We start from the raw sequence: 8,440 nt of genomic DNA on the forward strand, positions 1-8,440 counted from the left end.
ACCCATATTACCGGTTTGCTCTCCTCCTTCCCAATCTCTATAATTGCATCCACGCCGGCATAGCTCAGTTGGTAGAGCAGCTGATTTGTAATCAGAAGGTCCCGAGTTCGACTCTTGGTGTCGGCACCAACCGTCCTTTTAGTAATCCCTAAGTAATTTTCGACGTGTCTCTTTCCCGCGCAGACTTCGATGCAATATCGGAGCCGGATCTTTTAGAACTTATTGACAGGAAAGTGCCCGAAGATCACCGCTTGACTATAAGCGCGATATTTACGGTCCATCTGATAAAGATAAGAAAGAATTGCTGAAGGATGTTTCAGCATTTGCAAACGTAAACGTGGGTACATCGTTATAGGCATAGATGAAGCGGCCGAGGTAGCAGCGCAGATTCGCTGCTTTTCTTTGTTGCAATATCACTGGCTGGATAAAGTAAAAATCAAACAGGCCATCGAGAACATCAAGGTTCCATTCAGCCTCCCCCGGCTCAGCCGCTACTGAGATTTCTTCACTTGAGGTACTTTCTATTCGCAACAATAACCTCACCAGGTACTCCGGGCTTTGCAGTCACGCTCCTCACATGTAATACTTTCGCAAGCCGGTGAATACTTCGATCCGTCACTCACCCCACTCTTTTGCGCTACCTTCTCAGGCTCAAAATCATATTGTTCCCCATTCTCATCAATAAAAAGAGCGATTACCGTGACTCTGGCGAGCGACCAAAATATCAATCCCGAGAAACTCTCTCCAACTGCTCGAAGAATGCTCAAGCTTCGAGACGAAGTACTTTCGGAATGGATAAAAAGGGTTCGAAACACCGTCAAGGAAGCCGAGCACCTGCCAAATCCGATCATCATCAATACCTTCCCAGTCCTGTACGATAACCTCGCCGAAGCCATTACGCCTGATTATCCAAGAGCAACAGGAAATGAGGGTACTACAGTAGCCGCGGAGCACGGTGGCGAGCGCGCGCGCCTTACAAGCTATAACGCTCACTCAGTAATCGCGGAATATCAGCAACTGCGGTGGACAATCTTTGATGTTCTAAAGATGAATGGCGTACACCTCAATGATCGTGAAATTTACATTATCAATGCTTCTATCGATGGATCAATCCGTGAGTCCGTCAATGCCTTCGCCTTGACTCAGGCAGCGCTACAGGAAAGATTTGTTGCAACACTTGCCCACGACCTGAGAAATCCATTATCAAATGCCTACTTTGCCGCTCAACTCATCAAATCCAATTGCGATTTGACCAAGATAAAGGAATTCGCGGAAGGAATCATGAGCAACCTGAGCCGGATGGATGGAATGATTCGCGATTTGCTCGACTCGATAAAATTCCAGATGGGAGAACGATTGCACCTGCGGCTCGAGGAATTCGACATACAGGAAGTCCTGAAGGAAGTACTCGACAATTTCACCGCCATTCACGGGGCACGCTTTCCGCTGATCGGCGCTTCTATTGTAGGATGGTGGGATCGAGAGGCAATCAAACGGGCGGTGGAAAATATTATTGGAAATGCGGTGAAATATGGCTCTCCCGATACGCCTGTTCGAATCAAGATTGCTTCACAAAACGAGCGCATGCTGTTGTCTGCGCACAATGAAGGAGAATCCATCCCGCCTGAACAAATCGAGAGTATATTTCAGGTATTCGGAAGGGCAGAGGCCGCAAAAAGAGGAAACAAGGAAGGCTGGGGTATTGGCTTGCCGTATGTGCGAAGCGTTGCGGAGAGCCATGGTGGAAGCGTCGCAGTCGATAGCTCACCTTATCGTGGCACAACCTTCACGATAGATATTCCGGTGGATGCAAGGCCTTATCAAAATGCTCTGCAACCCTCGCAGAAGCCAGAATGACTTGTAATAACTTCGATACCAATCTGATCGTTTCCCCCTATTTCACGTGGTTTCCCGACTGGCCCTTCGACAAGCTCAGTGTGAGTGGGGGGAAAAACCAAGGCGAATGGGGGACGAGGACCGTTCAACTCCTGTAGGTGTCGCCTTAATTCCTCTTGGCTATTTGCCGCTTGATTTCCTCCAACTCCTGTTGAATCTGCTCCACTGACGCCGTCAGATAAATAAGACCGAGATAAAGATTGTATTTTTCTGGCTGAGTTTCCTTATCGCCAAACGTGTTCAGATTTTCCACAAACATTCTTTTCGCATCCGAAGTTACCGACATTTCTTATCTCCTTCATCAAAGGTACCTGTTGCAATGAATCTTTGAATACAAGGATGCGCTACATCTTTGGCCACATCCCTCATCTCCTCGAAAGTTGGTCGCTTTATCACTTCATTTCACCCCTTCTCTTTGCAATTAGTGGAACGTCATATCATGGAAAAGAAAAAAGCCCAGAACGGAGATTGACCGTATCTGGGCCTGGGTCTAAGGGAGAGGATAGACCCGAGGGTGTTCACATAAAGGGTAAATGCTAACACCGGCATTAATGTTCTCATAACGATGTGTCGAATCTATGACAGTGAAAGTCGCCCGCCTGAAAGGCGCCTCCCAGTAAATGATTGACAAACTTCGAACTCGACGGGATTCTTTGACTATAGCTGTTTTTTTGCCTCCTCTGCCAGATATAACCAGGTATCCATGACGGTATCGGGATTAAGCGACAGGCTTTCAATGCCCTCTTCCATCAGCCATCGTGCGAGGTCAGGGTGATCGGAAGGCCCCTGTCCACAGATTCCGATATATTTACCGGTTTTACGGCATGCCTGGATAGCCATGCTTAGCAGCATTTTTACCGCGGGATCGCGTTCGTCGAAGGCTTCCGCAACGAGGCTGGAGTCACGATCCAGCCCGAGGGTGAGCTGGGTAAGATCGTTGGACCCGATCGAGAAACCGTCAAAATATTCCAGAAACTGTTCTGCCAGCAATGCGTTGGATGGAATCTCGCACATCATGATCAGGCGCAGCCCATTCTCACCCCGCTTCAAGCCGTTTTCCGATAGCAGTTCCACCACACGTCGGGCCTCGGCCAGTGTCCGCACAAACGGAATCATGATTTCCAGGTTGGTCAGCCCCATGTCGTCGCGTGCTTTCTTCAACGCCCGGCATTCCAGCTCGAAGCAATCCCGGAATTCATCCGCCACGTAGCGTGAAGCACCGCGAAAGCCAAGCATCGGGTTTTCCTCCCTCGGTTCATAGTCATGACCGCCGATGAGGCTGGAGTATTCGTTGGATTTGAAATCGGACATCCGCACGATTACAGGTTTTGGAAAAAAGGCTGCGCCCAGAGTGGCGATCCCCTCCGTAAGCTTTTCCACGTAGAAACTGACAGGGTCGGCGTAACCGCTGGTTTGGGCCTCGACCTGTTGCTTCACGTCTTGCGGAAGCTTGGCAAATTGCAGTACTGCTTTTGGATGCACGCCAATCATGCGCGCAATGATGAACTCCAGCCGGGCCAGCCCTACTCCATCGTTGGGAATGCGTTGAAACCCGAAGGCGAGTTCGGGGTTGCCGACATTCATGCTGATCTTGACCGGGGCCTTCGGCATGCTTTCGAGCGCGAGGTCGCTTACCTCGACTTCCAGCTTCCCCTGATAAATATTGCCGGTATCCCCTTCGGTGCAGGATACGGTGACGATCTCATTCTCCCTCAGCAAGTCGGTGGCGTTGCCGCAGCCGACTACAGCGGGAATCCCCAGCTCACGCGCAACAATTGCCGCGTGGCAGGTTCGCCCTCCGCGATTGGTGACGATGGCAGCGGCCCGTTTCATTACCGGCTCCCAGTCAGGATCGGTCATATCGGTTACCAGCACGTCACCCTCGCGTACCCGCGACATTTCCTGCGCGTTCGGAACCAGGCGCACCGGGCCGCTTCCTATCTTCTGGCCAATGGCGCGCCCCGACACGAGTATCTCGGATTTACTCTTCAGGCGATAACGGCGCAATGTATCCATTCCGGCGTGCGCTTGCACTGTCTCCGGGCGGGCTTGCAGAATATAGAGTCTGCCGTCCGCACCATCCTTACCCCACTCGATATCCATCGGCCTTTGATAATGCCGCTCGATCACGAGCGCGTGACGCGCCAGTTCTTCCACATCCACATCGGTAATGGAAAACCGTTTGCGATCCCCCTCTTCCACATCCACTGTTTCGACTGAGCGAGCGGCGCCCTGGCCTTCAGCAAACCGCATCTTGATAAGTTTAGAGCCAAGGTTGCGCCGCAGAATGGCCGGTCTTCCCTGCGTCAATGCCGGTTTGTAGACGTAGAACTCATCTGGGTTGACCGCGCCCTGGACGACGGTTTCGCCCAGGCCATAAGAGGCGGTGATGAAAACCACCTTGTCAAAACCGGATTCGGTATCCAGTGTAAAAATCACTCCCGCGGCACCGATATCGCTGCGCACCATGCGCTGTATCCCGGCCGAAAGCGCAACTTCGGAATGAATGAAGCCTTTATGCACGCGATAAGAGATGGCCCGGTCGTTGTAGAGGGAAGCAAAGACGTCCTTGACCGCTTTCAGGAGATTATCCAGTCCCTGGACATTGAGATAGGTCTCCTGCTGCCCGGCAAACGAGGCGTCCGCCAGATCCTCGGCAGTAGCCGAAGAGCGTACCGCTACTGAAATTTCCTCTTCCGCCTCGCGCAGCATTTTCTCGTAAGCAACAGAAATTTCATTTTCCAGACGAGAGGGAAACGATGTCTGCACTATCCAGGAGCGAATCTGTGCGCCTGCCGCAGCCAGCGCCTGAACATCCTTTATGTCGAGTTCAGCAAGGGTCTGTTCTATACGCTGGGCGAGCCCATCCTGCACCAGGAAATCGCGATAGGCATCCGCAGTGGTTGCAAAACCGCCGGGAACCCGGACTCCCATCCCAGTCAGCTGACTGATCATCTCGCCAAGGGAGGCGTTTTTGCCGCCGACGCGACCCACATCCGTCATGCGCAGAGTGTCAAACCAGGCTATATAGGGCGACTCGTCCATTTTGACTCCTGATTGTGCAAATGATGGCCAAAGAAGAATTGTGCTACATTTTGAAGCGGAATTTCCACCCGGAAATCATCGATAGTTTCTCATAACCATGCCAATCATGCCGATTACCCCCAAACCGACTCGTCGAACTGCCTTCTTTCTTTCAGACCGTACCGGGATTACGGTGGAAATGCTGGGACATAGCCTGCTCAGTCAATTCGAAAATATTCCCCTGGATGAGATCACCCTACCCTACATTGACAGCAGGGCAAAAGCCACTTCAGCCGTCCGGACGATCAATGAGCAGTGCATCGCGGACGGCGCGCGCCCAGTGGTGTTCAGTACGTTGGTGAATCCCGAAACCAGGCTTATTATCAATTCCGCCGACGCTCTGCATCTCGATTGCTTCAGCATTTTTATTGCTCCACTGGAAGCTGAACTGGGCCTGCGTTCGTCGGAAAACATGGGGCGTTCTCATCGTGTTTCCGATCCAACCGGGTATTGGAAGCGCATCGACGCAATAAATTACGCTCTGAAGCATGACGATGGCTTGTCGCAGAAAGACTGGAACCGGGCCGATGTTACCCTGGTAGGCGTTTCCCGTACCGGCAAGACGCCGACTTGTATCTATCTCGCCTTGCAATATGGAATTTATGCGGCAAACTACCCGCTTATTCCCGAGGATTTCCAGCGCGAAGAGCTTCCTGCCCAGATCAGGAATATACGAAGCAAGCTGTTCGGCTTTACCATTCACCCAGAGCGGCTCCATGAAATACGCAGCGAACGCAAGCCAGAAAGCGTGTACGCTTCCCTCAAGAACTGCGAGTATGAGGTGCAGAGCGCGGAAAAGCTGATGCGCCGCGTAGGCATCCCCTATCTCGACGCAACCAGCAAATCCATCGAAGAATTGGCGACCGCGGTACTGCACGAAGCAAAACTCGAACGGAAGATTTATTAACCCGGAGGCCTCAAAGCGCCCCGGGCAGTGAAGACAGAGGGCTGAGTTGTGTCGTTATACGGCAGCAGCACTCTGCTCGAACCGGTGCGAACGCTGTCTTCGCGCCCATTGTTGTTCTTGATCCTCAATGACATATCCGGTACTTCTTCCTGTTCCGTTATGCCGTTCTCGAAGCCCTTTGCAGGCACTGCTTTGGAAAACAGGTTGCCTTGCCCGTAATCGCAGCCGACGAGAGTAAGCAGGTCACGTTGTTCCATTGTCTCTATCCCTTCGGCGATCACCTTTATCCCCAGTTTATGCGCCATGACGATGATCGCTTCGCATAACGCTAAATCCTCTGAATCCGGCGCGAGGTTTTGCACAAAGGTCCGGTCTATCTTGAGGTAATCAATATCAAATTTTTTAAGATATCCCAGAGACGAATAACCCGTCCCGAAATCATCCAGGGAAACTTGCAGGCCCACCTCCCGAAAACCGCGGAGCTTGGACCTGACATCGCAGGTGGCATCCATCAGCAAACTTTCAGTAATCTCGATGGCGATACTCTGGCCGGGCAGCCCCATCTCGCGTAGCAAACCGAGCCATGAACTGAACAGATCCACCTCCTTTCGAAACTGTACGGCAGAAGTGTTAATGCTGATCTGGAATTGAGGAAAGTAGGACGCGCGCCATGCAGCAACTTGCTGTAACGCCTTCTGAAACACCCAGTTACCAATATCGACGATCATTCGGGTTTCTTCGGCGATTGAAACAAAATCGGCAGGATTGATCAACCCGAGTTCTGGATGATGCCAACGAAGCAATGCTTCGGCCTTGTGAATTTGGCTCGTTGAAAGCTCGACAATGGGCTGATAGTACAATTGAAGCTGGTGGTCGGCGAGTGCGCCGCGCAAATCGCTCGCCAGGCGCATTCGGTTTTGAGCAGCCTCATTCAGCGTAGGAGTGAAATAGTTGAAGCAGTTGCGGCCTTTATTCTTTGCAGCATACATTGCCTGGTCGGCATTCCGCACCAGGGATTCGGGATCAGTGGCATCATGAGGATAAAAAGTCACACCGATACTGGCCGATATATAGGCGGTCTTATCCCCTAACTGGAATGGCATTGCCATTTTATACAGGATATCCCGAATGACGCGATTGATACTGATCAGGCTTTTTAATGGGGCGAGAATCACAGTGAATTCATCGCCGCCCATTCGTGCTACTGTATCAGTGCCGCGCACACAGCTATTGAGGCGCCACGACGCCTCCTTGAGCAAAACATTCCCGCTGTTATGCCCGTAGGTGTCGTTGACCTCCTTGAAGTTGTCGAGGTCCAGGAGAATCAATGCCAGCGATGATCCGAGGCGATCCACTTTCCTGATTTCCTGTTCCAGTCGATTGTGAAACATATGGCGATTAGGCAAATCCGTCAGGGGATCGAAATTGGTCTGCTGCCAGATCAATTCCTCCGATTTCTTCTCGGGAGTGATATCCGAGAACAAGGTTATCCATCCATGGATGGAGCCGCCGTCACGGTAAATGGCATTCACCCTGCGCCATTCAACATAAGCTTCCCTGTTCTTCCGCCAGCTCGTCATTTCCCCCTCCCAACGGCCGGTAGTGTCAAGTGAATTTTTAACTGTTAAAAAGAAAGGCTGTCCTTTCATGCTGGTTTCCAGCAAATCCCAGTTTTTTCCCACCGCTTCATCGGGCCGGTAACCGGTTACCTTCGTGAAGGCAGGATTCACGCTGACAATGATATTTTCAGCATCGGTTATCATCACTGCCTCGCTGCTGTTTTCAAATATTGCTGTGGCCTGCTGCATAAATTCTTCAAGTGCGCGGCGTGTAGCGATATCCTTTTCGATTGTCACAGCCATGGAGTTGAACATTGCCCCCAACTCCGCCAATTCATTGCTTGTATCAATGTCGCAGCGGGCCTGATAAGCTCCCTCGGCAATACTTTTCGCCTCTTCATGAAGTTGAGCGAGTGGAAGCAAGATGGTGCGACGTGTATAGACAATAGCAACGACGACAGAAAGCAGCGTGGTAACAGTGAGCGCGACCATCATCAGCATATTCCGATGCAGGTGACCTAACGCCTCATTCAATTTTGACTGCGTCCAGTTCTGGGTCACAATGATGTCATCCTGGATACTAAGCGCCTGGAAAGCCATTGCTCCAATTGTCAGGAGAAGCAGTATCAGAACAGTGGCAAACAGTTTGGTAAAAGAACTTATTCTCATAAACCTCCATCTTTTCAGTAAACAAATATCTGGGGTTGAAAGAGGCCCCTTCGTGCGGCATCGGGAGCGTGCACGAGAAGCATGAACTGGCGCTATGGGTTACTGACGACGGTAACAGGAGGTTACTAGGTGTTTAGCCCCACAGTGTGATGGTGTGGGTTAATAATAAATCTGTCCGGGTCTTCAGACCATATTTTGCAGACGTACTCAAAGGGTGTGAGGCCCTTCAAGGTCTTTAGCCGTCTGGCGAAGTTATAGGCCATCAGGAAGGTTTGCATATGCGCCTTGAGCTCGTCATGTGAACTGTAGCGATAGCGCTTGACGG

The 8,440-nt window shown here is 51.3% G+C and carries 8 protein-coding genes and 1 tRNA gene; 4 read left to right on the forward strand and 5 right to left on the reverse strand.

The genetic code is table 11. The features are described from left to right. Window positions 1-53 precede the first annotated feature (53 nt). Window positions 54-129, forward strand: a tRNA-Thr gene (locus tag C8R21_RS07655). 141 nt (window positions 130-270) lie between these two features. Here the strand turns inward: C8R21_RS07655 and C8R21_RS07660 are convergent. Continuing rightward, a complete protein-coding gene (locus C8R21_RS07660; RefSeq protein ID WP_107762169.1) occupies window positions 271-543 on the reverse strand; it encodes a hypothetical protein in 273 nt (90 codons plus the stop codon). A 156-nt stretch (window positions 544-699) separates the two neighbouring features. Here C8R21_RS07660 and C8R21_RS07665 point away from each other — a divergent pair, with 156 nt between their 5' ends. After that, window positions 700-1,857: a sensor histidine kinase gene (locus C8R21_RS07665; protein ID WP_107762170.1), complete on the forward strand. Its 1,158-nt coding sequence runs from the start codon at window positions 700-702 to the stop codon at window positions 1,855-1,857. Next, window positions 1,854-1,994, forward strand: coding sequence for a hypothetical protein (locus C8R21_RS15865; protein ID WP_177219693.1), 141 nt, complete (start codon window positions 1,854-1,856; stop codon window positions 1,992-1,994). The genes C8R21_RS07665 and C8R21_RS15865 overlap by 4 nt, the downstream gene beginning before the upstream one ends. An 8-nt stretch (window positions 1,995-2,002) precedes the next feature. Here the strand turns inward: C8R21_RS15865 and C8R21_RS07670 are convergent, their stop codons facing one another. After that, the gene (locus tag C8R21_RS07670) at window positions 2,003-2,182 is read right to left on the reverse strand and encodes a hypothetical protein (protein WP_074973411.1); all 180 of its coding nucleotides are present in this window, start codon (window positions 2,180-2,182) and stop codon (window positions 2,003-2,005) included. A 371-nt stretch (window positions 2,183-2,553) separates the two neighbouring features. Then, the gene (ppsA, locus tag C8R21_RS07675) at window positions 2,554-4,941 is read right to left on the reverse strand and encodes a phosphoenolpyruvate synthase (protein ID WP_107762171.1); all 2,388 of its coding nucleotides are present in this window, start codon (window positions 4,939-4,941) and stop codon (window positions 2,554-2,556) included. A 97-nt stretch (window positions 4,942-5,038) separates the two neighbouring features. Between ppsA and ppsR the strand changes: the two genes are divergently transcribed. Continuing rightward, complete coding sequence (ppsR, locus tag C8R21_RS07680) at window positions 5,039-5,887, forward strand: posphoenolpyruvate synthetase regulatory kinase/phosphorylase PpsR (protein ID WP_107762172.1); 849 nt, start codon at window positions 5,039-5,041, stop codon at window positions 5,885-5,887. Here ppsR and C8R21_RS07685 read toward each other — a convergent pair. Beyond that, on the reverse strand, window positions 5,884-8,115 hold the full coding sequence (locus tag C8R21_RS07685; RefSeq protein ID WP_107762173.1) for a putative bifunctional diguanylate cyclase/phosphodiesterase: 2,232 nt from the start codon (window positions 8,113-8,115) through the stop codon (window positions 5,884-5,886). The two genes, ppsR and C8R21_RS07685, sit on opposite strands and share 4 nt — an antisense overlap. A gap of 125 nt (window positions 8,116-8,240) precedes the next feature. Continuing rightward, window positions 8,241-8,440: IS3 family transposase (locus C8R21_RS16095; protein WP_375136000.1), on the reverse strand; the 200-nt coding region annotated here is incomplete at its 5' end.

The organism is Nitrosospira multiformis, from assembly GCF_003050865.1.
In the GTDB taxonomy this organism is placed as follows: Bacteria; Pseudomonadota; Gammaproteobacteria; order Burkholderiales; family Nitrosomonadaceae; genus Nitrosospira; species Nitrosospira multiformis_E.